The organism is Sphingomonas sp. SP4, from assembly GCF_058313375.1.
Genome location: NZ_JBZFLE010000002.1, coordinates 920668 through 946628, shown reverse-complemented (window position 1 = coordinate 946628; position 25961 = coordinate 920668). Strand labels below are relative to the sequence as shown.

At 62.9% G+C, this 25961-nt stretch carries 31 protein-coding genes and 1 riboswitch; of the genes, 14 read left to right on the top strand and 17 right to left on the bottom strand.

The genetic code is table 11. The features are described 5' to 3' along the window. Positions 1-10: 10 nt before the first annotated feature. Positions 11-1906: a sulfate adenylyltransferase subunit CysN gene (gene cysN, locus AC4GYV_RS14140; RefSeq protein ID WP_491101337.1), complete on the bottom strand. Its 1896-nt coding sequence runs from the start codon at positions 1904-1906 to the stop codon at positions 11-13. Then, positions 1903-2811, bottom strand: coding sequence for a sulfate adenylyltransferase subunit CysD (cysD, locus tag AC4GYV_RS14135; protein ID WP_491101336.1), 909 nt, complete (start codon positions 2809-2811; stop codon positions 1903-1905). The genes cysN and cysD overlap by 4 nt, the downstream gene beginning before the upstream one ends. Positions 2812-2905: 94 nt before the next feature. Here cysD and AC4GYV_RS14130 point away from each other — a divergent pair, with 94 nt between their 5' ends. The 4 genes from AC4GYV_RS14130 to AC4GYV_RS14115 all read left to right on the top strand — a co-directional run bounded on the left by AC4GYV_RS14130 (position 2906) and on the right by AC4GYV_RS14115 (position 7096). After that, positions 2906-3448 (top strand): EF-hand domain-containing protein, encoded by a 543-nt coding sequence (locus AC4GYV_RS14130; RefSeq protein WP_491101335.1) that lies wholly within the window; start codon positions 2906-2908, stop codon positions 3446-3448. A 134-nt stretch (positions 3449-3582) separates the two neighbouring features. Continuing rightward, on the top strand, positions 3583-4203 hold the full coding sequence (locus tag AC4GYV_RS14125) for a PEPxxWA-CTERM sorting domain-containing protein (protein WP_491101334.1): 621 nt from the start codon (positions 3583-3585) through the stop codon (positions 4201-4203). 48 nt (positions 4204-4251) lie between these two features. Then, positions 4252-4361, top strand: a riboswitch (TPP riboswitch). Continuing rightward, complete coding sequence (gene thiC / locus AC4GYV_RS14120) at positions 4357-6204, top strand: phosphomethylpyrimidine synthase ThiC (RefSeq protein WP_491101333.1); 1848 nt, start codon at positions 4357-4359, stop codon at positions 6202-6204. It overlaps the preceding riboswitch by 5 nt. Further along, entirely contained in the window at positions 6197-7096 is a 900-nt protein-coding gene (locus tag AC4GYV_RS14115) for a hypothetical protein (RefSeq protein ID WP_491101332.1), read from the top strand. Before thiC ends, AC4GYV_RS14115 begins: the two co-directional genes overlap by 8 nt. A gap of 62 nt (positions 7097-7158) precedes the next feature. Here the strand turns inward: AC4GYV_RS14115 and AC4GYV_RS14110 are convergent, their stop codons facing one another. Continuing rightward, positions 7159-8061 carry an OmpA family protein gene (locus AC4GYV_RS14110; RefSeq protein ID WP_491101331.1) on the bottom strand — a complete coding sequence of 301 codons (903 nt, stop codon included), beginning with the start codon at positions 8059-8061 and terminating at the stop codon, positions 7159-7161. 814 nt (positions 8062-8875) lie between these two features. Between AC4GYV_RS14110 and AC4GYV_RS14105 the strand changes: the two genes are divergently transcribed. Then, positions 8876-9196 (top strand): hypothetical protein, encoded by a 321-nt coding sequence (locus AC4GYV_RS14105; RefSeq protein WP_491101330.1) that lies wholly within the window; start codon positions 8876-8878, stop codon positions 9194-9196. Between the two features lie 375 nt (positions 9197-9571). Here the strand turns inward: AC4GYV_RS14105 and AC4GYV_RS14100 are convergent, their stop codons facing one another. The 5 genes from AC4GYV_RS14100 to AC4GYV_RS14080 form a co-directional block, all read right to left on the bottom strand. Continuing rightward, positions 9572-9736: a hypothetical protein gene (locus AC4GYV_RS14100; protein WP_491101329.1), complete on the bottom strand. Its 165-nt coding sequence runs from the start codon at positions 9734-9736 to the stop codon at positions 9572-9574. Positions 9737-10051: 315 nt separating this feature from the next. Continuing rightward, positions 10052-10510: a YaiI/YqxD family protein gene (locus AC4GYV_RS14095; protein ID WP_491101328.1), complete on the bottom strand. Its 459-nt coding sequence runs from the start codon at positions 10508-10510 to the stop codon at positions 10052-10054. Positions 10511-10517: 7 nt separating this feature from the next. Then, positions 10518-10646, bottom strand: coding sequence for a hypothetical protein (locus tag AC4GYV_RS14090; RefSeq protein ID WP_491101327.1), 129 nt, complete (start codon positions 10644-10646; stop codon positions 10518-10520). A gap of 84 nt (positions 10647-10730) precedes the next feature. After that, on the bottom strand, positions 10731-11495 hold the full coding sequence (locus AC4GYV_RS14085) for an alpha/beta fold hydrolase (protein WP_491101326.1): 765 nt from the start codon (positions 11493-11495) through the stop codon (positions 10731-10733). Positions 11496-11546: 51 nt separating this feature from the next. Then, positions 11547-11960: a GFA family protein gene (locus tag AC4GYV_RS14080; protein ID WP_491101325.1), complete on the bottom strand. Its 414-nt coding sequence runs from the start codon at positions 11958-11960 to the stop codon at positions 11547-11549. 151 nt (positions 11961-12111) lie between these two features. Between AC4GYV_RS14080 and AC4GYV_RS14075 the strand changes: the two genes are divergently transcribed. The 3 genes from AC4GYV_RS14075 to AC4GYV_RS14065 all read left to right on the top strand — a co-directional run bounded on the left by AC4GYV_RS14075 (position 12112) and on the right by AC4GYV_RS14065 (position 14694). Further along, a complete protein-coding gene (locus AC4GYV_RS14075) occupies positions 12112-13029 on the top strand; it encodes an alpha/beta fold hydrolase (RefSeq protein WP_491101324.1) in 918 nt (305 codons plus the stop codon). Between the two features lie 317 nt (positions 13030-13346). After that, complete coding sequence (locus tag AC4GYV_RS14070) at positions 13347-13886, top strand: hypothetical protein (protein ID WP_491101323.1); 540 nt, start codon at positions 13347-13349, stop codon at positions 13884-13886. Between the two features lie 187 nt (positions 13887-14073). Next, complete coding sequence (locus AC4GYV_RS14065) at positions 14074-14694, top strand: YbhB/YbcL family Raf kinase inhibitor-like protein (RefSeq protein ID WP_491101322.1); 621 nt, start codon at positions 14074-14076, stop codon at positions 14692-14694. 4 nt (positions 14695-14698) lie between these two features. Here AC4GYV_RS14065 and AC4GYV_RS14060 read toward each other — a convergent pair whose 3' ends face one another. Together AC4GYV_RS14060 and AC4GYV_RS14055 are read right to left on the bottom strand one after the other, a co-directional pair. Further along, positions 14699-14875, bottom strand: a complete 177-nt coding sequence (locus tag AC4GYV_RS14060; RefSeq protein WP_491101321.1) for a hypothetical protein — start codon at positions 14873-14875, stop codon at positions 14699-14701. A 130-nt stretch (positions 14876-15005) separates the two neighbouring features. Beyond that, a complete protein-coding gene (locus AC4GYV_RS14055) occupies positions 15006-15752 on the bottom strand; it encodes a glucose 1-dehydrogenase (protein WP_491101320.1) in 747 nt (248 codons plus the stop codon). A gap of 105 nt (positions 15753-15857) precedes the next feature. Here AC4GYV_RS14055 and AC4GYV_RS14050 point away from each other — a divergent pair, with 105 nt between their 5' ends. Then, positions 15858-16214, top strand: a complete 357-nt coding sequence (locus tag AC4GYV_RS14050; protein ID WP_491101319.1) for an ArsR/SmtB family transcription factor — start codon at positions 15858-15860, stop codon at positions 16212-16214. An 8-nt stretch (positions 16215-16222) separates the two neighbouring features. Here AC4GYV_RS14050 and AC4GYV_RS14045 read toward each other — a convergent pair whose 3' ends face one another. Then, entirely contained in the window at positions 16223-16891 is a 669-nt protein-coding gene (locus AC4GYV_RS14045; protein ID WP_491101318.1) for a hypothetical protein, read from the bottom strand. After that, entirely contained in the window at positions 16888-17676 is a 789-nt protein-coding gene (locus AC4GYV_RS14040; RefSeq protein WP_491101317.1) for a DUF2092 domain-containing protein, read from the bottom strand. Before AC4GYV_RS14040 ends, AC4GYV_RS14045 begins: the two co-directional genes overlap by 4 nt. Before the next feature lie 145 nt (positions 17677-17821). On the opposite strand from AC4GYV_RS14040, the gene AC4GYV_RS14035 reads away from it, so the two are divergent. Together AC4GYV_RS14035 and AC4GYV_RS14030 are read left to right on the top strand one after the other, a co-directional pair. Next, positions 17822-18241, top strand: a complete 420-nt coding sequence (locus AC4GYV_RS14035) for a hypothetical protein (protein WP_491101316.1) — start codon at positions 17822-17824, stop codon at positions 18239-18241. Positions 18242-18350: 109 nt separating this feature from the next. Then, positions 18351-18734 carry a hypothetical protein gene (locus AC4GYV_RS14030; RefSeq protein ID WP_491101315.1) on the top strand — a complete coding sequence of 128 codons (384 nt, stop codon included), beginning with the start codon at positions 18351-18353 and terminating at the stop codon, positions 18732-18734. A 194-nt stretch (positions 18735-18928) separates the two neighbouring features. Here AC4GYV_RS14030 and AC4GYV_RS14025 read toward each other — a convergent pair whose 3' ends face one another. Then, a complete protein-coding gene (locus AC4GYV_RS14025; RefSeq protein ID WP_491101314.1) occupies positions 18929-20569 on the bottom strand; it encodes an ATP-binding protein in 1641 nt (546 codons plus the stop codon). A 241-nt stretch (positions 20570-20810) separates the two neighbouring features. On the opposite strand from AC4GYV_RS14025, the gene AC4GYV_RS14020 reads away from it, so the two are divergent. Continuing rightward, a complete protein-coding gene (locus AC4GYV_RS14020) occupies positions 20811-21221 on the top strand; it encodes a MerR family transcriptional regulator (protein ID WP_491101615.1) in 411 nt (136 codons plus the stop codon). A 58-nt stretch (positions 21222-21279) separates the two neighbouring features. Here AC4GYV_RS14020 and AC4GYV_RS14015 read toward each other — a convergent pair whose 3' ends face one another. The 3 genes from AC4GYV_RS14015 to aqpZ form a co-directional block, all read right to left on the bottom strand. After that, positions 21280-22266, bottom strand: coding sequence for a hypothetical protein (locus AC4GYV_RS14015; protein ID WP_491101313.1), 987 nt, complete (start codon positions 22264-22266; stop codon positions 21280-21282). 188 nt (positions 22267-22454) lie between these two features. Continuing rightward, a complete protein-coding gene (locus AC4GYV_RS14010; protein ID WP_491101312.1) occupies positions 22455-23363 on the bottom strand; it encodes a PilZ domain-containing protein in 909 nt (302 codons plus the stop codon). Between the two features lie 239 nt (positions 23364-23602). Then, positions 23603-24340, bottom strand: a complete 738-nt coding sequence (aqpZ, locus tag AC4GYV_RS14005) for an aquaporin Z (protein WP_491101311.1) — start codon at positions 24338-24340, stop codon at positions 23603-23605. Between the two features lie 118 nt (positions 24341-24458). On the opposite strand from aqpZ, the gene AC4GYV_RS14000 reads away from it, so the two are divergent. Continuing rightward, positions 24459-24767: a YciI-like protein gene (locus tag AC4GYV_RS14000; protein WP_491101310.1), complete on the top strand. Its 309-nt coding sequence runs from the start codon at positions 24459-24461 to the stop codon at positions 24765-24767. A 57-nt stretch (positions 24768-24824) separates the two neighbouring features. Here the strand turns inward: AC4GYV_RS14000 and AC4GYV_RS13995 are convergent, their stop codons facing one another. Next, positions 24825-25172: a hypothetical protein gene (locus AC4GYV_RS13995; RefSeq protein ID WP_491101309.1), complete on the bottom strand. Its 348-nt coding sequence runs from the start codon at positions 25170-25172 to the stop codon at positions 24825-24827. 51 nt (positions 25173-25223) lie between these two features. Between AC4GYV_RS13995 and AC4GYV_RS13990 the strand changes: the two genes are divergently transcribed. Next, on the top strand, positions 25224-25961 hold the full coding sequence (locus AC4GYV_RS13990) for a 2OG-Fe(II) oxygenase (RefSeq protein WP_491101308.1): 738 nt from the start codon (positions 25224-25226) through the stop codon (positions 25959-25961).

Here is a 25961-nt window from a genome sequence, read left to right as displayed (position 1 = left end):
CGCGCTCCGCTTAGTGCCGCTTTAGGAGTTCCGCGACGATCAGGTCGGCTGCCTCTTCGGCGCTCAGCGCGGTCGTATCGATATGGATCTCCGGCGCTTCTGGCGGCTCGTAGGGGCTGTCGATACCGGTGAAGTTCTTCAGTTCGCCGGCGCGCGCTTTCGCATACAGACCCTTCACGTCGCGCTTCTCGGCTTCGTCCAGCGGCGTGTCGATAAAGATCTCGATGAACTCGCCCTCCGGCACCATCCGCCGCACCATGTGCCGCTCGGCCCGGAACGGCGAGATGAATGCCGTGAGCACGATCAGGCCCGCGTCGGCCATCAGCCGCGCGACCTCGCCGACACGGCGGACGTTCTCGATCCTGTCCGCCTCGGTGAAGCCGAGATCGCGATTGAGCCCGTGACGGACATTGTCGCCGTCAAGAAGGAATGTGTGCCGTCCGCGGGCTGCCAATTTCTTCTCGACCAGATTGGCAATGGTTGACTTGCCTGCGCCCGACAGACCCGTGAACCACAGCACGGCCGGCTTCTGGCCTTTCAGCGAGGCATGGGTTTCGCGGCTGACTTCCAAGGGCTGCCGATGGATGTTCAGCGCCCGCCGCAGCGCGAAGTGGAGCATGCCCGCCGCGACCGTCGCGTTGGTCAGCTTGTCGATCAGGATGAAGCCGCCAAGCGCCCGATTGGGTGCACTGGCTTCGACTGCATATGGCTCGAATACGATCTCGCGGTCCGTCGAGACCGTAGCCACGCCAATCGAATTCAGATGAAGCGTCTGCGCCGCGAGATGCTCCAGCGTGTTGACGTTGATCTCAAACTTCGGGTGCTGGACGGTCGCGGTCGCAGTTTGGGTTCCAAGCTTCAGCCAATAGCCGCGGCCGGGGAGCATCTCCTGCTCATCCATCCAGACGATCGTCGCCTCGAACTGGTCGGCGGCTTCCGGTGGAGCATCCGCAGCAGCGATCACGTCGCCGCGCGAGCAATCCACTTCGTGCGTGAAGGTCACGGTGACCGACTGTCCGGCCACGGCCTCCTCGAGGTCGCCGTCCGCCGTTACGATCCGCTGGATCCGCGTCGTTCGTCCCGAAGGCAGCACGCGAATGTCCTGCGAGCGAACGACGGTTCCCGATGCGATCTGGCCGGTGAAGCCGCGGAAGCTCTGGTCGGGCCGATTAACCCATTGCACCGGCAGCCGCAGCGGCTTGGCAGCGTCGGAATCCCTCTCCAGCGGCACCGTATCGAGATGCTCGAGAAGGCTCGGCCCGGAATACCAAGGCATGGCCTGGCTTCGCTCCGTGACGTTGTCCCCCTTCAGGCCCGAGACGGGAATGGCAATCCACTGATCGATGCCGACTTGCGTGGCGAATTCGCGGTAGTCGGCGGCAATCGCCTCGAACGCTTCCTGGTCATAGTCGACCAGGTCCATCTTGTTCACTGCAAGCACGAAGCGGCGGATGCCCACCAGGTTCGCCAGGTATGAGTGCCGCCGAGTTTGGGTCAGCACACCCTTACGCGCATCGACAAGCAGCACCGCAAGGTCGGCGGTCGAAGCGCCCGTGACCATGTTCCGGGTGTATTGCTCGTGCCCCGGCGTGTCCGCGACGATGAACTTACGCTCCGGGCTCGCGAAATAACGGTAGGCGACGTCGATGGTGATGCCCTGTTCGCGCTCGGCGGACAGGCCGTCGACCAGCAATGCGAAATCGATCTCCTCCCCCTGCGTGCCATGACGCTTGCTGTCGGACTCAAGCGCCGCGAGTTGGTCGTCGAACACCTGCTTGCTCTCGTACAGAAGCCGCCCGATCAGCGTCGATTTTCCGTCATCCACGCTGCCACAGGTGATGAAACGCAACAGCTCCTTGGCTTCCTGCTCGGCAAGCCAGGCTTTCACATCCACAGGAGCGTTCAAAAGTAACCCTCCTGCTTCTTCTTCTCCATGCTCGCGCTCCCGGCGTCGCGGTCGATCGCGCGGCCCTGGCGCTCGGAGCTGCGGCTGACGAGCATCTCCGCGACGATGTCCTCAACGGTCACGGCATCGCTCTCGATGGCGCCAGACAGCGGATAACAACCAAGGGTCCGAAAGCGCACGCGGCGCGTCTCGGGCTGCTCACCGTCCGCTAGCCGCAGCCGCTCGTCATCGATCATCAGGATGAGGCCGTCGCGTTCCACCGTCGGACGCTCGGCCGAGAAATAGAGCGGGACGATCTCGATCTTCTCGCGCAATATGTATTGCCACACGTCGAGCTCGGTCCAGTTGGACAGCGGGAAGACGCGCATGCTCTCCCCCTTGTTCTTGCGGACATTGTAAAGCGACCAGAGCTCGGGCCGCTGGCGCTTCGGGTCCCAGCGGTGGTTGCGGTCGCGAAAGCTGAACACCCGCTCCTTGGCGCGGCTCTTCTCCTCGTCGCGCCGAGCACCGCCGAACGCCGCATCGAAGCCATATTTATCCAGCGCCTGCTTGAGCCCTTCCGTCTTCCACATGTCGGTATGCAGCGGCCCATGGTCGAACGGATTGATGCCCTGCGCCTCGGCTTCCGGGTTCTTGTAGACGATCAGCTTCACCGCGGGATCGGCGCCGACCTTGTCGCGCAGCGCATACATGTCCCGGAACTTCCAGGTCGTATCGACATGGAGCAGCGGGAACGGCAGCGGCCCCGGGAAGAACGCCTTCTTCGCCAGGTGCAGCATCACCGCGCTGTCCTTGCCGATCGAATAGAGCATCACCGGGCGCTCCGCCTCGGCAACCGTCTCGCGCAGAATGAAAATGCTCTCGGCCTCAAGCCGGTCGAGATGCGTAAGCTGTTGTGCGTTCATGATTCTGGAACGCCCCTTGCCCGGTTAGTCTCTCCAAGGAAAGCCGTCCCGCGCGCTGCTGTTCACTTAACGCTCATCCGCGAGTAGCCTAGAAATGCTCGGTGCACTTCGGATGGAGGCAGTTGTGGTGAAGATCGTGATCCTTGGCTTGTCAGCGGCTGCTGCCCTCGGCGCGCCGGTCGTAGCACAACAGCAGAAGCAGGTACCGCCCGCCAGCCCCAGGCCGGTGACGCGGGCCCAGGTCACCGAAAAGATCGACACCGCCTTTGCCGCGAGCGACAGCAATCACGACGGTTTCCTCAATGCCACTGAACTGCAGGCAATGCAGAACAAGGGATTGCAGGCGATGCAGGCCGCCGCTCGCGCCAAGCTCCAGGCCGAGTTCAATCAGCTCGACACCAACAAGGACGGCCGTTTGAGCCCCGAGGAGTTCGCGGCCATTGCGACCGTCAGGGCGAACCAGACTCCGGCCGATCTCATCGCTCGCCTCGACACCAACAAGGACGGCAAGCTCAGCCCGGACGAGGTCAAGGCGCCGCAGCTCCAAGCCTTCGACCGCCTCGACAAGAACCACGACGGCACCGTCTCGGTCGACGAGCAGAAGGCAGCAGCGGCTGGGGCTCAAGCCCGGCGCTAAAAGCGGTCGCCGAACACCCGAACTCCGACGGTTGTGAGTCTTGAGGTAAACTGATAGTTAACGCGCGCTTTGCGGCCTAGGGGAGCCGCCAGCGAGTCGCGCGCCCACAACGCTCGAACACGGGGGAGCAGTCCATGCGACGTGCTACCAAGGGTTATTGCCTGGCCGCTTTCGCCGCAGCGCTCCTTGCTGCGCAGCCGGCCTATGCGGGCTACACGCCCGAGGTCGAACCGAACAATACGCAGGCCACGGCCCAGAACCTCGACCCCTATTTCGACCTCAGCGCCGATCCCGACGTCTACAATTCGACCCTCTTCAGGCACGCGGATGTCCGCGCGGCCTCGGGCACGACGAGTGCCGACTGGTATAGCTTTACCGTCGGCAGTGGCGGCATGCTTGGAGTCTTCGATATCGACGGAGCCTATCCCAGCTTCGATTCTTACATCGAACTCTATGACTCGGTCGGAAATCTTCTCGCATCCGACGACGACACGGGTTTTGCGGATTCAGGCAGTTTCCAGAACTTTCCCAATTATTCGTTCGATTCCTACCTCAGCTACAGCTTCGCCTCGCCCGGAACCTATGCGCTCCGAGTCGGCAGCTTCGGCGACCCTGCCATCGTCCCCGAAAATGGCTCCTACCAGCTCCACGTCTCGCTCGGCCTGCCGGAGCCCGGCACTTGGGCGATGATGCTGTTCGGCTTCGCCGCGATCGGCTTCGCGCTTCGCCGCCGCCGCACCCTCGCAACCGCTTAAGCCACCTGCCTGCTCACTGGCGCGCCGCAATATCGCGGCCTAAGGACGACTCTTCCCTGGGGGAGCGGTGACCGCCGCTTGAGAGGCCAGCACGAGCTGGCGACCCATCGAACCTGATCCGGCTGACACCGGCGTAGGGAGAAGGAGAGTCAAATGGCGGACGTCCCCGCACGCACTGAGCTTAAAGTCACCACTGGTCCCATCCGCGGCAGCCGCAAGATCCACGTCGGAGACCTCGGCGTCGCCATGCGCGCGGTCGATCTCGAGCCCTCATCGGGCGAGCCGCCCGTCGTCCTCTACGACACGAGCGGTCCGTACACCGACCCCGCCCGGCGCATCGACATCATGGCCGGCCTGCCTGAGCTCCGCCGCGACTGGATCCGCGCCCGCGGCGACGTCGAGGAAGTCACGCAGCGCGAGGTCCGTCCAGAGGACAATGGACAGCTCGGCCCCGACCGCAGCGGCGGCGTCCAGCCCTTCCCCAACGTCCGCAAGCGCGTTCTCCGCGCCAGGCCCGGCGCAAACGTCACGCAGATGCACTACGCCAAGCGCGGCATCGTCACGCCCGAGATGGAATATGTCGCCATCCGCGAGAACCTCGGCCGCGAGCAGGCGCTGAACGCCAACCGCGACGGCCAAGACTTCGGCGCCTCCATCCCCGACTTCGTGACGCCCGAGTTCGTCCGCGACGAGATCGCCCGCGGCCGCGCCATCATTCCCAACAACATCAACCACCCGGAAAGCGAGCCGATGGCGATCGGACGCAACTTCCTGGTCAAGATCAACGCCAACATCGGCAACAGCGCCGTCGCCTCCGACGTCGCGTCGGAAGTCGACAAGATGGTGTGGGCGATCCGCTGGGGCGCCGACACGGTCATGGACCTGTCGACCGGCCGCAACATCCACGACACGCGCGAATGGATCATCCGCAACTCGCCCGTGCCGATAGGCACCGTCCCCATCTACCAGGCGCTGGAGAAGGTCGGCGGCATCGCCGAGGACCTAACCTGGGAAATCTACCGCGATACTTTGATCGAGCAGGCCGAACAGGGCGTCGACTATTTCACAATCCACGCCGGCGTCCGCCTGCCCTACGTGCCTCTGACTGCCAAGCGAGTCACCGGGATCGTCAGCCGCGGCGGCTCGATCATGGCCAAATGGTGCCTCGCCCACCACCGCGAGAGCTTCCTCTACGAGCGCTTCGACGAGATCTGCGAGATCATGAAGGCGTATGACATCGCCTTTTCTCTAGGCGACGGCCTCCGCCCCGGCAGCACCGCCGACGCCAATGACGAAGCGCAGTTCGCGGAGCTCTACACCCTCGGCGAGCTGACGAAGAAGGCGTGGGCCCACGACTGCCAGGTGATGATCGAGGGTCCCGGCCACGTGCCGATGCACAAGATCAAGGAGAATATGGACAAGCAGCTGGAAAGCTGCGGCGAGGCGCCCTTTTACACCTTGGGGCCGCTGACCACCGACGTCGCCCCTGGCTACGACCACATCACCAGCGCGATCGGCGCGGCGATGATCGGCTGGTTCGGCACGGCGATGCTTTGCTACGTCACGCCCAAGGAGCACCTCGGCCTCCCGGACCGCGACGACGTGAAGGTCGGCGTCGTCACCTACAAGCTCGCCGCCCACGCCGCCGACCTCGCCAAGGGCCACCCTGCCGCGCGCCTGCACGACGACGCCCTCAGCCGAGCCCGCTTCGAGTTCCGCTGGCGCGACCAGTTCAACCTCTCGCTCGACCCCGACACCGCAGAGCAGTATCACGACCAGACGCTCCCTGCCGAAGGCGCCAAGACCGCGCACTTCTGTTCGATGTGCGGCCCGAAATTCTGCTCGATGAAGATCACGCAGGAAGTTCGCGACTTCGCCCGGTTGCAGGAGGAGAAGTCTGCGTCATCGGATGCGGACGCCGGAATGGCGGAGATGAGCAAGCGCTTCCAGGACGAGGGGGGCGAGCTTTACGTGCCTGCGGCGGAGGCAAAGCTTGGCTAAGATCCTGCTGCAAACGACCATTCCCACGACCGAGGACGATTGGTCGATCGCCCGCTTCAGCCGGCTTGCAGCGCTGCTGCGCGAGGCCGGGCATGACGTCGTCGCACGGGATCGCGACCCGCCTGGGGAGCCGGACTCCATACTCTCGACGATAGACGCCAGCGACTTCGACCAAGTGTGGCTGTTTGCAGTCGATGTCGGCAACGGCCTGACCAGCGAGGATTGCGCCGCGATCACCCGCTTCCGCCGCGGCGGTCGCGGACTCATGGTCACCCGCGACCATATGGATTTGGGATGTTCTGTCTGCACCTTGGGCGGAATCGGCGACGCCCATTATTTCCACTCGCAGCACCCGGACCCCGATCCGAGTCACCACCAGCGCGACGATCCCTACACGCTCGATATCGACTGGCCGAACTTCCATTCGGGCGCCAACGGCGATTTCCAGCAGGTCGAGATCGTCGGCCCGCCGCATCCCGCGCTTGCGAGCGCGGACTCGCCGACCGGGACGATCCGCTATTTGCCTGCTCACCCGCATGAAGGCGGCGTCGGCGCGCCGGAAGGCGAGGATGCGCGCGTGGTCGTGCGCGGCACGAGCAAGGCGACCGGCGCGAAGTTCAACATCGCAGTCGCCTTCGAGCCGGGTGAACATGGCGGGCCGGGCTGGGCCGAGAGCACCTTCCATCATTTCGCCGATTACAATTGGGATCCGAGCTTGGGCTGTCCGAGCTTCGTCACGGAGGCCCCCGGCGACGGCCTCGCCCGGCACCCCGAGGCAATGGACGACACGCGCCGCTATGCGCTCAATCTCGCGGCGTGGCTGGCGGGAGATAGCGATCGAGGCGAGCGCTTCCACGAGGAAGGTGGGGAGATTTACACGCCGGCGGAGTGAGATTCCGGTGACGGTGCACTCATATCGAAATCGGGGGTGGGCCGAAGCCCACCCCTCACGTTTTAGCCGCCCTGCTGTTCAAGACCCTCGACGGCCTTGCTCACCAGGATATTCACCGAGACGCGGCGGTTCTGCGCTTTGCCTTCGGCGGTTGCGTTGTCCGCCGCCGGGTCCGCCTCGGCCATGCCGGTCGGGGTCAGCATGCGATAGGGCGCCCAGCCGCAATGCTGCTGTAGATAGTTGACGACCTTGCTGGCGCGCCGTTCGCTGAGAACCTGGTTATAGTCCTCGCTTCCGACCGCGTCGGTATAGCCGACGACGAGCAGCAGTGCGTTGTCCGTTGCCTTGGCCTGGTCCGCAGCCGCGCAGAGCTGGGACTCCTCCTCACGCGACAGCGCCCATTTGCCGGTGTCGAAGTAGATGTTCGTCGTTCCCTTGATATTATACTTGTCGATATCGCCCACGCGCCCGCGCAGCGCCTCGGTCGCCGCTGCATTCTGGGCAATGGCCACATCATGCTCCCCGAAGCGCTGCGCAGTGCCGTTGCGGATCATCGAAGCGGTCTCGAGATTCTTGCTCTTGAGCCTCACCTGGGTCGCCACGAGAGTGCCCCCCCATTGCACCGTCTTGACGGTTACCGGCAGCCCGTTGAGCAGCGAGTCCGCGGCAAGCTTGTCGCGATCGAGGCCGAGGAAGCCCCCGCTGGACCGGATGTCGGTGGTGCGGGAGACGAGGATCGGAGTGCTGCTGCCATTGGCGCCAGTGACCTGAAACTGCCCGCCTTTGCGCGCGGAGATGATGCCGACGACGTCAGGGCCTTTGGGCAACCTGGTCAGATCGGCCGGCGTCTCGCCAGTCACGGTAATCTCATTCGCGTTCTGCACCTGCGCCGACAGCCCGCTCCAGGCTGGCACCGCAACGGCGGCCAACAGCAATGCAACCGTCGATCGTCCGAAAATCTTCACTAATCTTGCTCCTTCAAATTGACCGGCTCGACGCATTCGCGACTATTCGTCCGGCCGCCTTGGTCTGGTGTGTCGGGGGGTCAAAACTTCATCCAGCTCGCTGGAAAGATTGCGTGATGCAGCCTCCGCCCGAACCCCTCGGGCCGCCGACTGTTCAGGCCAACCTTGCGCGCAGATGAACGATTTCCGGGACTGTTTAGGCGCCGTTAAGTTAAGGGGTGATCAGGGCGCGCCGAGCGGCGGGCCGTTGCGGAGCCGGCGTGATTGACCAAGCGTGGTTCGCACAAAAGCGTGGAATCGTTGAACTTTTGAACCCGCGCAAATCTCGACGATTCTTGGCGCGCGACCCTGATCGCCTTTCGCCGAAGCGGCGCGGTTGCACGATGCATCGGCTGATCTGGCCTTCTACCGCTAAAGACGTGACGCGGGCATTGAGGAAAATCTGAGGATTTTCTCAACATTATCGTTGCAGCCCACTTTACCATGAATTAGATAGACAGCTCGCGCGCTTCCAACCCGCGCGAGGGAGTTCAACTCCGCATTGATTCCAAGCGATGCGAACCGATCAAGGGATTCTGGTTTCCTAACCGAGCAGAGGCCCGAGACATCCTTGGTCAAAAAGGAGGTGTTTTGATGGAGCATAATCAGATTCGGCACATGCTCCGAAGAAGTACCTGCCAATTGCCTATGTAAAAGTAGGTAGAACTCGCCGTTTCGGGGCGATGCTTACCAATTACTTAGTCCGACAATACTGTGTTGTTCAGGATCTGGTCTTTGTGAAGCTCGAAGCGGTTCAGATGGTAAGCATCGATCATTGAAGGCCGTGATCCGTATCCCATGGGGATCGGTGATGGCGAAATTTGAAGTGACGGTGGGCGACAATTTCGAGGTCGCCGGGTGTGAGATTAAGAGTGTGGATGATGTGGAGCGGCTCGCCGCTCTCGACGAACGTCGCCAGACGTTCATGCATCAGATGCGCTTGAGTTACGGCGTGTTGACCGCCTTCATTCTCGCTGTCGCGGCGTCAGCCGCGCTGGGCTGGCATGATGGTACGTATAACGAACTGGTGGCAACAGTCGCTTTCGGTGGTCCGTGGGCGGCGCTCGTGGTCGGACGCTATTTTAAAAAGGATTGATGCCTGCCCATGGCTAAGATCAAGGAGCCGTTGAGTAGCGGGACCAAACGAGTCCAGATGGATTTGCCACCTAAATCCGTTGAACGCCTCAAACGGCTCCAGGATCTTACCGAAGCCGTGTCATACGCAGAGGTTATGAGGAATGCGCTTCGGCTATACGAGGCACTAATCATTGAAACCGAAAACGGTAACGAAGTGCTGATCAGGCGGGGCGAGCAAGTTGCGCCTTTTCGGATTTTCGGAGCTTGAGAGTTTGCCGCACCAATCGCTAATTGCGGTAGTTAGCGGACGGCCATGTTCCGCCCGAACCGTCGCCTGTATCTCCAGAGAAATCGTGACGCGGCAGTGCCAACGTGAGCCGCACGAAGCTACAGCCTAAGCCGCCAGGGCTAGGCGAGCAGCTTCAAGATTTCTCAAGGCGTCCTCACGCCGAAAGAAATGTTCAGTCGACATAGCAACGGGCGTGCCGCGAACGTCGGTGATGTACCAACGCCACATCCAACGCTCATCCATGTGAACGAACTTTTGAAGTTGATCCATTTGCCACTCCTTCGTGAGGATGTGCCAAATGCTTCTTACTGCACTGCGCGTGGAAAGGTCTTCGATGAGCCGGAAGTCTCGCGTCTGGTATCAGGCCTAAGCCTCACGTCTCCGCCAGCGAGCCCGAGCTAAACCCGACCAATTTAGTCAGTCAGCTATGAAGCAATGCGATGCCTTTCGATCGGATTAGCTCATACGCGCCTCCCTCTACCAAGATGCAAGCGACTCACGTCAGCGTGTCGAACATGACGAGAACAAAGGCCGGGAACAAGCGGTGAACATTAGCTTATCCACAACTCGCGACGGTTTGGCTGCCTAAGCCCGCCCCAACCGCACCAACGCCTGATCCAGCGCCTGCAGGAATTGCGACCGGTCCGCCTTTGCGAACGGTGCCGGCCCGCCGACGATGTCGCCGCCTGCGCGAAGGTCGGCCATGATCGCCCGGGTCGCGATTGCGCCGCCGATGCTCGCCGACGTGAACGGCTTGCCATTGTGCCCGATGACGGTTGCGCCCGCCTTCAGGCAGCGATCGGCGAGCAAGATGTCGCCGGTGATCACCACCGTGCGCGCATCGGCCTCTCCCGCGATCCAGTCGTCGGCAGCATCGAAGGCGTCGGACACGACCACCCGCTCGATCAGGGGATGGGCGGACACGCGCAGATAGCTGTTGCTGACCACCCGCACCGGCACCTCGCGCCGGAAGGCGACGCGATATACCTCTTCCTTCACCGGGCAGGCGTCAGCATCGATTAAAATACGCACTGGCCCGCTCATGCGCGGGCTAGTCGTTTTTCAGATTCTCCAGCCCGCGCGCGCCGCCCTTCTGCGACGGGTTCGCCGCGATGGTCTTCGGCTTTTCCTTCTTCGGCTTGCGCGCTTCCTTGTTGGATCTCACTTGTCCCTTGGCCATCGTCACTCTCCTGCCGGGCGCCGGAGCGCCGCGTGGCCGTCGTCATAGCCGCTCGACAACGCCGTTCCTACTGCCCGCGCTCGCCTATTGAACCGTGGCGGCCGCCTGCTCGATCAGGGCCGCGATCTCCTTGGGATGCGAAATGAAGGCGACATGGCTCGCATCGATCTCGCTCGTCTTCGCGCCCATGCGCTTCGCGAAATAGCGCTCCAGCTCCGGGTTGATCGCATGGTCCTGCTTCGACACCACGTACCAGGCGGGGATGGTCTTCCAGGCAACTTGCGGAACGCTCGCGGCGAAGATCGGACTGTTGATCGGCTTTTGCGTGACCGCGCCGATGGCGGCCTCGGACGCAGGCAGGTCCGCGCAGAAGACGCGATGGAACTTGGCCGGGTCGATGTAAACGTAGCCGCCCTTGTCGACCTTCTGCGCCGTCGAGAGGTCGATCGGATATTTGCCCAGCAGCGCGCCGACCGGCTCGCCCGCCTCGGGTGCGATCGCGGCCAGATAGACCAAAGCCTTCACCTTGGGATCGCCGGCCGCAGCGCCGCTGATCACGGCGCCCCCGTAGCTGTGCCCGACAAGCACGACCGGCCCCGCTTGATCGTCAACCACGCGCTTGGTGTTGGCTATGTCGCCGTCGAACGACTGCAGTGGGTTCTGCACGGCGATCACGGGATAGCCGTCCGCCTGCAGGATCGAGATGACTTTGCCCCACCCGCTGGCATCGGCGAACGCCCCGTGGACCAGGACGATGTTCGGCTTGGCTGGCGGCGCTGCCGTTGCCGTCGCTCCCCAAAGCCCGAGTGCCAGCGTGATACCGATGCGCGATACAACCTTCATGCTCATGCAATGCTCCTGTCGTCGGGGAGGTGGGTACGCGTACAGAAAATCGGATGTTTAGTGCGGCATGTCCGTGAACTGGGGCAGGTCCAGCGCCGGTTCCCACGCCAGCCGCCGCTTGGTGAACATCTCCAGCTTCGGCTTGATGAACGAGGGATCGGTCAGGCTTGAAAGCTGGACGAACACCGTCGCCGGGAAATTATCGAGGTTCGCGGTGTAGAGCCGCGCGGCGCAGTTCGGGCAGAACATCCGGTCCAGCCCGCCGCCGCTGTCGGCTACATAATGGTATCCCTTCGGCTCACCGCTCAGCAGATTGAAGTCGCTGTCCGGCACGGCGAACCAGGTCGCTGCTTCACCCCCCGAAGCCTTCTTGCAGTCGAGGCAGTGACAGATCGCGATGAAGTCGGGATCGGTGTCGAACTCGAACGTGACCACGCCGCAAGCGCAACGTCCCTGATGCTTCTTCGCCATCGAGTCGCTCCTCGTCAGGAAGCGTCGACCGCTAATCCTTCCGGGCGACCATATCCACTGCTGTTAATTTGGGTTAGGCCAGGGGCCACCGGGCGCGCGTTCGAGTCGCGTAGGGATATCGCGCCGGGCTCCCTCCTTTGACGGAGTGCCCATGTCCTTGCGTCTCTCTATCCTCGCGCTGTCCCTCGCTTTCGCTGTGCCCGCCGGCGCCGCCGTTCCGCCTTATCCGGCGTCGTTCCACACGCAGGAAATCGCCACAAACGGCACGACCATCCACGTCCGCGTCGGGGGCAAGGGTCCAGCGGTGGTCCTGCTCCACGGCTATGGCGAGACTGGCGACATGTGGTCGCCGCTCGCGGCGGAGCTCGTGCGCGATCACCAGGTCATCGTGCCCGATCTCCGCGGCCTCGGCCTGTCGGCGAAGCCCAAGACCGGTTTCGACAAGAAGACTCAGGGCGAGGACGTTGCCGGGGTGCTCGATGCGCTTCATGTCGCAAAGGCAGACGTCGTCACTCATGACATCGGCAACATGGTCGGCTTCGCTTTCGCGATGGAGCATCCCGACCGTGTCCGCCGCTTCGTCCTGATCGATGCGCCGGTACCCGGCGTCGGCCCTTGGGAAGAGATCCTGAAGAACCCGCTTCTATGGCACTTCCGCTTCGGCGGGCCGGACATGGAGCGGCTCGTCGCCGGACGGGAGCGCATCTATCTCGATCGCTTCTGGAATGACTTCTCCGCCGACCCGAAGCATTTCGACGAGGCCAGCCGCGAACATTACGCCAAGCTCTACGCGCTCCCCGGGGCGATGCATTCGGGCTTCGAGCAGTTCCATGCCTTTGACCAGGATGCGATCGACAACCGCGCGTGGCTGGCGAGCAAGGGCAAGCTGACCATGCCGGTGCTCGCGCTCGGCGGGGAGAAGAGCTTCGGAAACCAGATGGCGGAAGTGATGCGCGCTGGGGCAACCGACGTGACTCCCGGCATCGTCCCGGGCTCCGGCCATTGGATCATGGAAGAAAATCCGGCCGCCACGGTGAAGCTCGTCCGCGACTTCCTCGACAAGCCCTGAAGTCGGCAGCGAAAAGGTGAACCGCCTTTGATGCAAGTTAAAAACCGGAACGGCTGACCCTCGACGGGGTTCGAGCACCGGCCTCCACGACTTGCCATGATCCCCCGGGACATACGCCTGGCGAACGGGGAGGCTTGTGCGGAGCGGTCCGGATGGTAGTCCCCCCTCCATCCGGGCCGCTCCAAAGGTCGACGCTGTCCTCATCTTAGCCGTGAAATTCCGACGGCGGTCAAAGGCACGTTCCTTCGATCCTGAGGAACGCTTGCGGCACTGCTTCGCTTGTACCGCGCGGTGGGGCTTGTTTCTCAGGAGTTAGCATGAACCAGAACATCATCTCTGCGGTCTTCGACAATCGTTCGGAAGCCGAAGCGGCGGTTCAGGAACTGCGCAGTGCAGGCGTCGATACCGGCCGCCTATCTGTGGTGGGAAGTGATGAAGGCCGCACGACAGTCAGTGACGGCGACGGCGCAGTGACCGACGATGATGCGGGCGAGGACGCCGTGAAAGGCGCGCTCGGCGGAGCCGGGCTCGGAGCGATCCTTGGCATCGCGGCTTTGGCGATTCCGGGCGTCGGTCCGCTGGCTGCTGCCGGGGCGATCGCATCCTCCGCCATTCCGGGCGCCGCGGCGATTGGTGCCGGTGCTGGTGCCGTCGCGGGCGGCCTGACCGGCTACCTCAAGGATCACGGCGTCAGCGACCAAGACGCCGATTATTATGAGGGCCGCATCAACGAAGGCGGCATCTTCCTCTCCGTCGACGCGAGCGAAGGCTCCCTCTCGGCGGAACAGATCCGTGAGATTTTGGCCCGCAACGGTGGGCACAGCGCCAGCCAGCCGCGCATGGCTTCGGCGGTTTAAGCTAAGGGGTTGGGCAGCGCGCCAGGCGATCGCTGCCCAACCGTCTTCCCCAATGCTGTTTTTCTTTTCCAATCGGTTCGGCTGCCTTTCCTCGCTCTTGGTCAGCGTGGTTGGCACCTTGCTCATCCTATTGCTCCTGGGCTGGATCCGCGTTTGAACGAACATCGCCCCCGCCCGTTGACCGGATATGCTTGAAAAACTTCCCCATTGGCTCGGCGCTGCGCTGACCAACGTGCGCTCCGGCCACGACAAGCTCACCCTGGCCCGCCTCGATCTCGAAGGTGCTCCTGCGCTGCAGCTGACCAGCCCGGCCTTCGCGCCCGGGGGCCGGCTGCCGCCACGCTTCACGGCCGACGGCGAAGGCGTGTCTCCGCCCCTGGTGTGGAGCGGCGTACCTGAAGGCACCGAAAGCCTCGCTCTAATCGTCGAGGACCCCGATGCGCCAACGCCGCGGCCGATGGTCCATGCGATCGTCGTGGACATCGATCCCAGCCTCAACGGCCTGCCCGAAGCCGCCATCCGTGCGGACGGCGACGGAGCCGGTGGCAAGGACGTCGGCAAGAACTCACGGCTGGCGGAAGGCTGGCTGCCGCCCGATCCGCCGACCGGCCACGGCAGCCACGATTATGTCTTTCAGATCCTCGCGCTCGGTCCCGGCAGGGACCTGGACGATGCTAGCCCCGGACGATCGGAATTCATCGATCTCGTCGAAGGCCGCGTCCTCGCCGCGGGCGTCCTGATCGGGACCTACTCGCGCGGTGAAGAAGCGGACGTGGGCGGCACGGAGGCCGCCGCAGCGCCCGCCTGACGCTTCAGGCCGTTGGTGCAGGCGCCAGCTTCTTTTTCAGCTGCGCCCTCAACGATGGTCCGGCCAGATGAGCGTCGATGTTGGAATAACCCTCGTCGCGCAGCGCGCTGCGGATCTGGTCCAGGCTGGTGACTTCGGGGGCCAATTGAAAAGCGCGTTCAATGATGTGGGGGTGTAGCATTTGGAGTCCTGAAAATTTCGCCCGCGTTACAAACGAGCGAAGACCCCGGTACGTTCCTACTGATCTGGGTTAGTGATGTCCGCCAGGCGCGCGACCCCCAATGAGACCGCGCGCCCTGGTGGCCTGAACTCTACCGGAGCCCGCCGCTGGCGGTGAGCTTCTCGCCGGTCAGCCAGCCGCTGTCGTTGGAAGCCAGAAACACGGCGATGCTGCCGATGTCCTCGGGCTTGCCTGTACGGCCGAGGGGGGTCTGGGCGACGATTCCGGTCTCGAACTCCGATCCGATGAAGCCCGCCGTTTGTGTGCCCTCGGTTTCGACAACGCCCGGGTTGATCGCATTGACGCGGATCTTTCGCGGGCCGAGCTCATTGGCGAGCACGCCGGTGATTGCATCCACCGCGCCCTTCGTGCCGGTGTAGACGGCAGATTCGGGCATCAGCACGCTGGTGACCGCCGAGGAGATGTTGATAACGCTCGCGCCCTCCTTGAAGTGGGGAACGGCGGCCTTGGTGGTCAGCAAGGTGCCGAGAACGTTGACGTCGAACATCTTGCGATACTGCTCTTCGGTCGTCGTCTCGATCGGCGAGAATTCATACACGCCGCTATTATTGACCAAGATGTCGAGCCGGCCGAATTCCTTCAGCGCTGCGTCCACGACGCCCTTGGCCTGCGCCTCATTGGACACGTCACCCTGGACCGCGACGGCGTTGCCGCCTGCGGCCTTGATGACTTCGACCACGGCGTCCGCACCGGCTTTGCTCGATGCATAATTCACCACGACGGCGGCGCCTTCGGCGGCAAGCGCCTTGGCGATTCCGGCGCCGATGCCTTTCGATGCTCCAGTGACGACGGCGACCTTGCCTGCAAGTTTCGACATTGCTTCTTTCCTTCCATGGGCGGCAGCCGGAGGGCCGTCTTCTCCCATAGTTCAGGAATATGGAACAATTGAACCAAGCTTCAAGACTGCCTATCTGAAAAGTCGATGAGACCCTTGTTGCATCCCTCTGCCGACTCCCTCCGCCCCGAAGCGATCCTCCATGCGCTTTCGGATCCCGAGCGTGCGGCCATCTTCGCCGGGATCGCCGGAGCCGAATGCGTGCAGCGCTGCTCGGCGCTGGCCGACGCGGGAGAGCGGGTCATTCCGAAGTCCTCGCTCTCCCAGCACTTCAAAGTGCTGCGGGAAGCCGGCCTTATCCGCTCAGAGCGGCAGGGCGTTGAGATGCGCAATTATTCCCGCTGCGAAGAGATCAACCAGCGCTTCCCGGGTCTGCTCCCCGCGATCATGGGCGCTTACGGACTGGGCTCGAGCCGCTCCCCGTCAGCTGACGAGGGGCGTTAGCGGCCGGGCTACTGCGGATTGTTGACCACCACATATTTGGTGCTCATCCCGGAAACGACCGGCTGGTACCAGCTCGAGCCACACTGATAGTAGGTTCCGGCACCAAAGGCATAAGGCGAGCAACCGCCCGGAAGAGCATCCCAATAACTGCCGATCGCGGCAGCGCCTGCGACCGCCGCCGCGGCGCCCCAGCCGGCGCCGTAATAAGGCGCCCAGCCCCCCTCGCAGCAGCCGTTCACGTTGTAATTGTAGTTTCGATTGATGGTGTTGTTATTGAAATTGTTGTTGTTGATGTTGTTCCGGTTGATGTCGTTGCGGTTGAAATTGTTGTCGTTCCCGCGATTGAAGTTGCCGCTGTCGCCCCGATCGCCGAATCCACCTGCACTATGAATGCTCGCGGCCGAGCTGCTGCGGATCCCACCGCCAAAGCCGCCGCCACCAAAGCCGCCGCCGCCGAAACCGCCGCCTCCGAAGCCTCCGCCACCGAAGCCGCCACCGCCAAAGCCGCCGCCCCCAAAGTGCCCGCCACCGAAGCCTCCACCGCCAAATCCCCCGCCACCGAAGTGCCCGCCACCGCCGCCGAAGCCGCCGAAGCCGCGAGCCTCAGCGCCGGTGGTGGATGCGACGACAGAAAGCGTTGCAAGGCCGATGAGCAGTCGGTTCCGATAGTGGGTCATTTCGATTTTCCTTTGGGCGCAGGGGCCGGCAGCGCCGTCTCGAATATGATCGACTTGTGGCCGGACGGCGGGGCGTAGGTGTAGGCCGCTCCCGCGGGCGGCGCCGGCGTTGTGGACCAGTTATAGACTGCGGAGAATTCCGGCATCGCCGGATCGTTGGTCATTGTGATGACCATCTTGCACGGCAGCGCATTGGCGCCCTGGCGGATCCATATCTGCCAGTCGACGTCCTTCTGCCGCACTGCATAATGATCGCAGGTCTGCCCGCCGATGACTTCCTTGCCCACCGGGAAAGCCGAAAGGATGCGGCTGTTGAGTCCTGGATCCTCGCCGAACATGAAAAGGTCGGCTAGCGGGATTTCGAGGCCCAGTTTCGACGATGCCTGCTGGACGACGTCCTTGATCGTCCCCGGCGCCGCCGCCGTGGCGTAGATGCCGTCGCGCGGAGCGGCCAAGGTGAGGTTCTTGCCGTCGTAATATAGCTCGCGGTCTGCGTTGCCCATTTTGAGCGAGACGTGCAGCATGTTGGGGCGACGCGCGACGAGATCGACGTTGCCGCCGAACTGCAGCTTCTGACCGGAATTCAAGACGTCCTCCGCAGTGAACTGCGTCTGGACGTTCATTTCCGGAAGGTTGCGAAGCGCCGCGCCCATGCGGTCGAGAGCCGCGAGGGTGGCCGGATCGCGAGTGACCGGTGGAACGGCTGGGGCGGGGGTCTGCGCTAATACTGGCGTGGCATATGCGAGTGCTATCACAGCGCTCGTCAGGAGGGCATGGCGACTCATCGGTTCTCCCTTCGCGAGGGGCTAATCTGATGGGCGGGAGGCTTGGCCTATCCGTATTGCCCCTGATGCAGCAGGGAGCAGAGACCCGCACTCGGGTCTGAGTTGAACCGATGGAACAGGTGCGAATCTCATCGATTCACCACTCATGAGCCAGATCATTTTCCGGCATTTGCCGCGCGTCGCCGTCGTGGAACGTCAGCTCGACCTGCACTTCCGTAACCGCTTGCTCGACGATGAAGCTGAAGAGCTGCCCCACCTGATCGACGACGTTTCGATCGAGCTGTTCGGCATAACGCGGCGCGATACCTTCTACTGGGCGCTGCCCGATCCGGTCAGGCAGAAGTACAGCCGCACCGGCTGGGAGGAACAGTTCGATTTGCTCGGGCGATATTCCCGAGACCCAAACGAGCTCTGGCATCCCTTCGATCTCGACATTCGCTGCGAGCAGGGGAGCACGCTACATTGCTTTGAAGTATTTGGCCGCCAGCTGGTCTGCGCCCTGCACGCTCTACACCCGCAAGCCGTGTTCGCCTTCAGCCAACGGAAGACCTCTAAGGCGGCCTAACCAGAGCGGGACAAACGGGCTCGAGGCTGTTCATGCTGTGAAGGCTGACGTGCGGATCGATCCGGAGTAGACAGGCTCCCGACCCATCCCACGGAAGGAACAAGGCAGGATGAAAGTAACCCACATCGCGGTCGCCGCGGCGCTTCTGATGACCGGCCAGGCGGCAACCGCCCAGTCCGCGACCGATGCCGGCTGTATCATCGTCAGCAACGCCTACATGAAGGCAGCCAAGGAGCCGCAGGCCCAGAAGCTCGCCGAGGCGTCACTCTATTTCTATCTCGGCCGCATCAAGGACGGCACGACCGCCGCCCAGCTGAAGGCATTGTTCGATGCGCAGGCCAAGACGATCAACGACACGACTGCGCCCAACATGATGAACGCTTGCCTCAAGGGCCTTCAGACCAAGGCCGAGCTGGCGCAGAGCGCGTCACCGGCTCCGCCGCCGCAGGCAGCACAGCCGCAAAAGCAGCCGACGACTCCGCCGAAGCGCTAAGCACTGGCGCTAGCTGGAAAAATACTGGCGCCCAGGGCAACGCATCGGGGCGCTCAAGCGTTTATGACCCGCCTCGTTCGGCCGGTTTTTGCCCCCTTTTGCCGGCCGTGCGGGGAGGGGAGACCCAATATGGCGAAGGTTCGTCCACCGGGCGGGCCTTCGCCATTTTCGTGCTCTCCTCCCGACTTTTCCGATCAGTCGCGGTTCGTCAGCGCTTCGCGGATTCGCGCGGCCAGCATCTGGCGCGAATAGGGCTTGGTCAGAAGCCGCACATGCGGGTCGAGGCGCCCGCCGTGAACGATCGCATTCTCGGTATATCCAGACGTGAAAAGGATGCCGATGTCCGGGATCCGCTCCTTCGCCTTGCGCGCCAGCTGCGGACTGCGCAGCGGTCCCGGCATGACCACGTCCGTGAAAAGCAGGTCGATCTTGATCCCGCTTTCCAAGATCGGAAGCGCACTCCCGGCATCCTTCGCAGTCAGCACTTCATAGCCGAGTTCCCGCAGCAGATCCGTCACCGTCGAGCGAACCTCTTCGTCGTCTTCGACAACCAGGATCGTCTCTGTGCCTCCGCTGGTGTCGAGGAGCTCCGGCCCGGCTACAATGTCCTCCGACTCGTGCGCCCGAGGCAGATAGATACGCAGCGTCGTCCCCTCGCCGGACTCGCTGTAGATCTTCACATGACCGCCCGATTGCTTCACGAAGCCGTAGACCATCGAAAGCCCGAGGCCCGATCCCTTGCCCTCCGCCTTAGTGGTGAAGAACGGCTCGAACACTTGGTCGATGATTTCCTTGGGAATGCCGGTTCCCGTGTCGCTGACGGCCAGCATCACATATTGACCGGGGTGGAGGTCGTCGGCCTCTGCCGCATAGACCTCGTCCAGGAAGGCGTTGCGCACTTCGATCGTAAGCTTGCCCATGCCGTCCATCGCGTCTCGCGCGTTGATCGCGAGGTTGAGCACAGCGTTCTCGATTTGCGTGGGGTCAACGAAGACGTTCCACAGCCCGCCTGACACAACGGTCTCGATCTCGATCGCCTCGCCAAGGCTGCGCGCAAGGAGATCCTCCATTCCCACGATCAGCTTGCCGATATTCATGACCTTGGGCTCGAGCGGCTGCCGCCGACCGAAGGCGAGGAGCTGGCTGGCGAGCTTGGCTCCGCGCTGTACACCGGCCATCGCGTTGGTGATGCGCCGCTCGGCGCGCTCATTGCCGAGGACGTCGGCCTGCAGGAGCTGAAGGTTGCCTGACACGATCTGCAACAGATTGTTGAAGTCGTGCGCGACGCCGCCAGTCAACTTGCCGATGGCCTCCATTTTCTGCGCACGCTGAAGCGCGACTTCCGCTGCGCGCCGCTCGGTAATTTCCTCAACCACACGCGCTTCCAGCGTCTCGTTGAGCTTGCGCAGCTCCTCCTGCGCGTGACGTCGTGACGTCACATCCTTGAACAGGACCGCGACTAGCCGATCTTCGGCGTCGCCGAGGCGGAATGCGGAGAGTTCGAGATAGCGGCCGGTCGCCACCAGCTCCTGCTCGAAGCGAATCGGTTCGCCGGTCCGGAGCACTTCGCCGTATCGCGCGATCCAGGCATCGGCCTCGTCGGGAACCATCTCGCGAAGCTTTTGGCCGACCACGTTGGGGATGCCGGCGTTGACCGCATAGGCGGCGTTGGCCTCGATATGGATATAGTCGCTTGCCGGCCCGTGCGGTCCATCGAGAAACTCAATGATGCAGAAGCCCTCGTCCATCCCGTCGAACAAGGTCCGGTACATGTCGGGACGCAGCCGCTCAGGCTTGGCGCGGGTTTCGCTGCCGCTGACGGAAAAGTCATTCACCCGACGGGCGTTAACAGCAGCAGCGGCGAATGAAACGATTAATTGCTGAGCTGGTCGCCGCCGCCCGTCACCGAGCGGCGGCGTAGTGGATCAGCAGTTACAGTTCTTGCAGGTGCAGGGCTTGCACCGGCACACGCCTTTCACGCAGCCGCAAGCGGTAGGAGCGGTCTTTTCGATCTTCCTGTCCATGTCGATTCTCCTTCTGTCCAACAGCGGACGAAGGGCTTATGGCTTCCGTACCATGGTACGGGATCAAGCAAAGAATTCGGATACGATCGGCGGTCTCGCAAAAGCTGCCGGCGTCGGGGTGGAAACGGTGCGTTATTACCAGCGGCGCGGCTTGTTACCTGAGCCTGCCCGGCCGCAGGGCGAGGTTCGCCGATATGGCGAAAAGGACGTGAGGCGGCTTCGGTTCATCCGCGCCGCTCAGACCGCGGGCTTCACCCTCAATGAGATCGGCGAATTGCTCGAAGTCAGCGCATCGGACGATCGCGCTCGTGCGCGCAAGCTGGCCGAAGATCGCGTCGCAGCCCTGGACGAAAAGATCGCCGAGCTGCAGGAAGCGCGTGATGCGCTCGCAGGGCTGGCCGATACCTGTGCGAAGAAGCGCGGCGGCCCCTGCCCCATCCTGAGCGCATTCGAGCCGCAATAGCGAAAACCGCCGCCTGGTTTCCCAAGCGGCGGCTTTGCCTTCCTCTCGCTGGAATGTGTTAGGCGAGCTCACGCTCCTGTTCTTCGACCATCGTCTCCGGCAGGCCGGCGTCCGGATCGACCGGCTCCGCCCTACCGGCCGCGACTTCACGCTCGCGCTTGTCGAAGAAGGCGGCGCGCTTCAGCCGGTTTCTCAGGGACGCAGAGGGGTTCGCCGGCGACGGGCCGCGATAGGCGCGGTCGACCCAGCTTTCACCAGGGCGGCGGTCGGAGCCATCGTCCTCATCCGCATGCTTCGCCACGGGCTGCGAATTGCCCCACGCGAAGGCCGACGGGCCGACGATGAGCGGCTGCTCCAGAACAACCGGGTCGTGCCTCGGCATCGGCGCAAGTTCAGCAGCCACTGCCACGGGTTCTGCAACCGGCTGGGGCTCAACGGTCTCAGCCATCTCAGGCTCGTACACCTCTTCGTGCATCACTTCGTCCTCGTGGCGACGACGACGCGCAACAGCGAATGCGCCAGCTCCAAGGGCGAGAAGCGCGAGGGCGCCACCGCCGATTTCCATCGCCGTCTCGTTATTGCTGCTACTGCTAGCCTTGGCCGGGGCAGGCGCAGCTTCCGCCGCCTGTGGCGACGTGTCGACGATGGGGGTGACGTGGTTGGTCTTCGGGGCCGCAGCCTCGGTCGGCGCCGCGCTGGCAGCCGGAACGGCAGGCGCCGGGGCAGATGCTCGCGTGGTTCGGCTTGCTACCGTGGGTGCGGCAACGGCAACTGGAGCCGCCTTGGCTGCGTGCACCGGCCGTTTTGGCTTCGCTGGGGCGGGCACAGTTGAAGTGTCTTCGGCGGGAACGGCCGTAGTGTCCGTCGCCTCAGGCGCCGGGGCGACCTCCGGTGTCACCACCGGCGGCGGGGGCGTAAGGACGGGGACCGGCTCCGAACTCTGCGGGACTTCCTGGCCAAGGGCCATGGTTGAAGAAAGCGCCAAGGCCGCGGCAATCGCGGTGGCGCCGGCTCGTGCGTAAAGCGTGCTGTTGGTCTTCATCATGCCGAAACAACGGCGCGAGCCCCGTTTCGGTGGCACAATTATCGCCGACTCGAAAGAGTCGGACGTCGAACAGATTCGCGTTTAACGCCCTGAAATTTATGCCAAACTGATGGAACTTCCGAGGAGAGGCTCGACGTCTTGACGTTAACTTCGCGCCTCGTTTCGCGACTCTCGGCTGTCGAATGCCTTTAGCGCTTGAGAAATCCCTCAAGTTGGTTGCGTAGATCATCGACGGAGAGGCGATTCCACGCCTCGTCCCAAGGCGACCCATCTTCTGCGTCATCTTGCAGATAGTCGGGCCGCAGCCAACGCGTTGGCGTGACGGTCGGCTTGGCGTCCGTAAGGCGCTGCATGTCGAACGGCTGGTCGAACTTCAAACCGACGTGGTCGCCGACGACCCAGCTGACACTCGCAAACAGAGCGCCAGCTTTGTCCAGCTCCAGAATCACTTCCGAGTCGGGGCGGAGCGCGCCCGGGCAATCGAGCAGCGCGCCGGTCGCCGAGATATTGCGCAGCCGTACATGCCAGCTGTTGGTTCCGTGATGAAGCTCGCCCGACCAGATCAATGGGTGGCGCTTTGCGTCCCGTAGATCTTCGAACTGCGGCTCCGGTGACTCGGTGGCGGCTTCAGCTGGGGCTTCGTTTGCGAATTTTTCGTCGGGGAAAGCACTCTGGATAACCCCGCGAAGGACGGCGGAGCGCTGGTCATCCGAGCATTGCAGACGGGTTTCATGCGCGAACTCGAGACCGAGGCGTCCGCCCTTGATCCAGCGCACGGCGCATTCGAGCGCCCCGCCCTCACCCAGATGTAAGTCGATGCACTCACCGATCTGCGGCAGCAGGGCGGCGGCGATCATCGCTCCTCCCCCAGAAAGGTTGACGACCTCTGCATCATAGTCCGCGCCGCGATAGGTCACGCGGAAGACCTTTCCGTTCAACCGGTAACGATCCTTGTTGCGGCTATTGCTGCGGCGGATTTCTTCACGGGTGATGGGAACAGCCGTGAGGCCCTCGGCGGCCTTCAGTTTCGGCTGCTTTTCCTTCAGCAAGCGCCTTTCGGCCCGGCCACCGCCAAAGATTTCCGCGCGAATACTCATTGCCCACCCATGACTGAGAAGCCCACGCACGGTTTAAACAACGAGGGTTACTGATTTGTTGAGTGAGCAGCTTTCGGGCGACGCGACCTGCTTAAACATTGTCGCCGATCGGGAAGCGGCCAAGACCGACATCGAGTAAATGGACCCTTCGGGCGGCCGTTTGCCCCTTTTCGGCCGTTGGAGGGGAGTACGCATCTGGCGGAGGTTCGCTTGCGAGAGAGCGAGCCTCCGCCATTCTCTTATGCGCGTGAGCTCCTCGGCTCCTCGCCCTCTATGTCTGGCCGCGCAGCCGCTTCGGTGAATAGCGCCTTGTAAGCGGCACCTCCAATCATTCCGCCAAGCAACGGCGCGACCCAGAACATCCACAATTGCTGCAGCGCTATTCCTCCGACGAACAATGCGGGTCCGGTGCTGCGCGCGGGATTCACAGACGTATTGGTCACCGGAATGCTGATCAGGTGGATCAGCGTAAGCGCAAGGCCGATCGCGATCGGCGCAAACCCCGCCGGAGCTCGAGTATCTGTCGAACCGAGGATCACGAGCAGGAACCCAGCGGTCAGAACGACTTCGCAGACGAACCCGGCCGCAAGCGAATATTGCCCGGGCGATGCTGGACCGTAGCCGTTGGTCGCCAGCCCATTGGTCGCAATGTCATAGACGGGACCACCGCTGGCGATAAACAGCAGGACTCCCGCAGCGACCACGGCGCCACCAACCTGAGCGATCCAATAAGGCACCACTTCCCTGACCGGAAAGCGGCCTCCAGCGCATAATCCCAGCGTCACCGCCGGATTGAAGTGAGCGCCGGAAATGTGGCCGACCGAATAAGCCATCGTCAGGACCGTGAGGCCGAACGCGAGCGACACGCCGACAAGGCCTATCCCGACCTCGGGAAATGTAGCGGCCAGTACCGCGCTTCCGCACCCACCAAACACGAGCCAGAACGTACCGATGAATTCAGCTGCCAGCTTTCTCATGATGCGGCCCTCACTCCGGGTTACAACCGAACTGCCGTAACTCAGCGTGCGGATGCCGCCATCAGGGCAAATCCGGAGCAGATTGCGCCACTGCGCCGAGCGGCAGTAATGTCGCCCGATGAAGCACTTCCTCCTCTTCTACGAAGGTGCGCCCGACTATCTCGAGCGACGCCCGCAGTTCCGAAATGAGCATCTGTCCTATGCTTGGGCGGCCTACGAACGCGGAGAACTCGTCGTCGCCGGCGCGCTCGCCGATCCGGTGGACGGCGCAGTGCTGATGTTTGCGGGCGAGGACAAGTCCGTCGCGGAAGACTTCGCGAGAGGCGACCCTTACGTGCGCAACGGCCTGGTCGCGGATTGGCGGGTACGAGAATGGACCACTGTCATCGGCGATCTCGCGTCTCAGCCGGTGCGCTCGGCTGACTGAAGCGCACAGGGCGTCCGCAGGTGCGGGCGCCCCACGCGGCGTGTGCTCTACGCCGTATTAAAGGGCGTTGGTCGAGCTATTCCCCGACATGTTGTTCGTCGAGTTCATGTCCATATTGCCGCCGGCATTCATGTCCATGTTGCCCGACGCATTCACGTCGGTTCCGGCGTTCATGTCGGTGGCATTCATGTCCGTCGTTGCGTTCAAATCGGTCATGCCCGCATTGAGATCGGCGTTCATATCAGCACTGTTGTTCGCACTATTGTTACCGCCGCACGCGGCAAGCGCCGCGAACGCACTCACGATCGCAAGCTTGCTGGTCATCTTCATCTGGCTTCCCTCCAAGGTCGCTGCGCCGGACGCAGAGCGATTGGGGAACCAAAGTGTTCCTACGGCTGATGACATGCTGACCGCCCCTCGGTAAGCGATCTGCACCGTTCCACTTGCCGGCATTTCATGCAGATCAATCCGAACCTAGACGTCGACGCCCTCGCCGCAGAACTCGCCCGCAACCGTCGCTTGCAGGTCAAGGACTTCCTCGCGCCGCAAGACGCTGAAGAGGTCCATGAGATTCTCGCCCGGCAGACGCCTTGGTGGCTGGTCTACAATGTCGGCGGCCGCGTCGAGCAGCTGTCGCCGGACACGCTTTCCCGAATGCCGCACGGACAGATCGAGCAGATCCTCGGCGAGGTGGTCGAGCGCGCGCAGAGGCAATATCAGTTCGTGTATGCGTCGTTCCCGATCATCGGGAATTACTTCACGCCCGGTGAGCCCAGGATGCCGATCACCAGGATGTTGGAATTCCTCAACGCTCCGCCGGTGCTCGCCTGGTTTCGTAGGCTCATCGGCCGCGACGATGTGCAGTGGATCGATGCGCAAGCGACGCTCTACCAGTCGGGGCATTTCCTGAAGTCGCACTCGGACCTCGATGACGCCAATACGCGCATAGCGGCTTACGTGCTCAACTTCACCAAACTGTGGGAGCGGGACTGGGGCGGATATCTGCAGTTCTTCAACGAGGACCACGACATCGAGCTGGCGCTTAGGCCGATCTTCAATGCAATGAACATCTTCCTCGTGCCGACCGACCATAGCGTCGGGATCGTATCGCCCTTCGCCTACGGCGACCGGTTCTCCGTGACAGGCTGGCTGCGGTCGGACTCGCCGCCCGGACCGATCAGCTCCCCGAAATAA

Excerpts from the sequence above, each read along its gene's own strand:
- cysD (WP_491101336.1), bottom strand. The coding sequence starts at position 2,811 with ATGAACGCACAACAGCTTACGCATCTCGACCGGCTTGAGGCCGAGAGC.
- AC4GYV_RS14130 (WP_491101335.1), top strand. The coding sequence starts at position 2,906 with ATGCTCGGTGCACTTCGGATGGAGGCAGTTGTGGTGAAGATCGTGATC.
- AC4GYV_RS14125 (WP_491101334.1), top strand. The coding sequence starts at position 3,583 with ATGCGACGTGCTACCAAGGGTTATTGCCTGGCCGCTTTCGCCGCAGCG.
- thiC (WP_491101333.1), top strand. The coding sequence starts at position 4,357 with ATGGCGGACGTCCCCGCACGCACTGAGCTTAAAGTCACCACTGGTCCC.
- AC4GYV_RS14100 (WP_491101329.1), bottom strand. The coding sequence starts at position 9,736 with ATGGATCAACTTCAAAAGTTCGTTCACATGGATGAGCGTTGGATGTGG.
- AC4GYV_RS14095 (WP_491101328.1), bottom strand. The coding sequence starts at position 10,510 with ATGAGCGGGCCAGTGCGTATTTTAATCGATGCTGACGCCTGCCCGGTG.
- AC4GYV_RS14090 (WP_491101327.1), bottom strand. The coding sequence starts at position 10,646 with ATGGCCAAGGGACAAGTGAGATCCAACAAGGAAGCGCGCAAGCCGAAG.
- AC4GYV_RS14085 (WP_491101326.1), bottom strand. The coding sequence starts at position 11,495 with ATGAGCATGAAGGTTGTATCGCGCATCGGTATCACGCTGGCACTCGGG.
- AC4GYV_RS14080 (WP_491101325.1), bottom strand. The coding sequence starts at position 11,960 with ATGGCGAAGAAGCATCAGGGACGTTGCGCTTGCGGCGTGGTCACGTTC.
- AC4GYV_RS14075 (WP_491101324.1), top strand. The coding sequence starts at position 12,112 with ATGTCCTTGCGTCTCTCTATCCTCGCGCTGTCCCTCGCTTTCGCTGTG.
- AC4GYV_RS14070 (WP_491101323.1), top strand. The coding sequence starts at position 13,347 with ATGAACCAGAACATCATCTCTGCGGTCTTCGACAATCGTTCGGAAGCC.
- AC4GYV_RS14065 (WP_491101322.1), top strand. The coding sequence starts at position 14,074 with ATGCTTGAAAAACTTCCCCATTGGCTCGGCGCTGCGCTGACCAACGTG.
- AC4GYV_RS14060 (WP_491101321.1), bottom strand. The coding sequence starts at position 14,875 with ATGCTACACCCCCACATCATTGAACGCGCTTTTCAATTGGCCCCCGAA.
- AC4GYV_RS14055 (WP_491101320.1), bottom strand. The coding sequence starts at position 15,752 with ATGTCGAAACTTGCAGGCAAGGTCGCCGTCGTCACTGGAGCATCGAAA.
- AC4GYV_RS14050 (WP_491101319.1), top strand. The coding sequence starts at position 15,858 with ATGAGACCCTTGTTGCATCCCTCTGCCGACTCCCTCCGCCCCGAAGCG.
- AC4GYV_RS14045 (WP_491101318.1), bottom strand. The coding sequence starts at position 16,891 with ATGACCCACTATCGGAACCGACTGCTCATCGGCCTTGCAACGCTTTCT.
- AC4GYV_RS14040 (WP_491101317.1), bottom strand. The coding sequence starts at position 17,676 with ATGAGTCGCCATGCCCTCCTGACGAGCGCTGTGATAGCACTCGCATAT.
- AC4GYV_RS14035 (WP_491101316.1), top strand. The coding sequence starts at position 17,822 with ATGAGCCAGATCATTTTCCGGCATTTGCCGCGCGTCGCCGTCGTGGAA.
- AC4GYV_RS14030 (WP_491101315.1), top strand. The coding sequence starts at position 18,351 with ATGAAAGTAACCCACATCGCGGTCGCCGCGGCGCTTCTGATGACCGGC.
- AC4GYV_RS14020 (WP_491101615.1), top strand. The coding sequence starts at position 20,811 with ATGGTACGGGATCAAGCAAAGAATTCGGATACGATCGGCGGTCTCGCA.
- AC4GYV_RS14015 (WP_491101313.1), bottom strand. The coding sequence starts at position 22,266 with ATGATGAAGACCAACAGCACGCTTTACGCACGAGCCGGCGCCACCGCG.
- AC4GYV_RS14010 (WP_491101312.1), bottom strand. The coding sequence starts at position 23,363 with ATGAGTATTCGCGCGGAAATCTTTGGCGGTGGCCGGGCCGAAAGGCGC.
- aqpZ (WP_491101311.1), bottom strand. The coding sequence starts at position 24,340 with ATGAGAAAGCTGGCAGCTGAATTCATCGGTACGTTCTGGCTCGTGTTT.
- AC4GYV_RS14000 (WP_491101310.1), top strand. The coding sequence starts at position 24,459 with ATGAAGCACTTCCTCCTCTTCTACGAAGGTGCGCCCGACTATCTCGAG.
- AC4GYV_RS13995 (WP_491101309.1), bottom strand. The coding sequence starts at position 25,172 with ATGTCATCAGCCGTAGGAACACTTTGGTTCCCCAATCGCTCTGCGTCC.
- AC4GYV_RS13990 (WP_491101308.1), top strand. The coding sequence starts at position 25,224 with ATGCAGATCAATCCGAACCTAGACGTCGACGCCCTCGCCGCAGAACTC.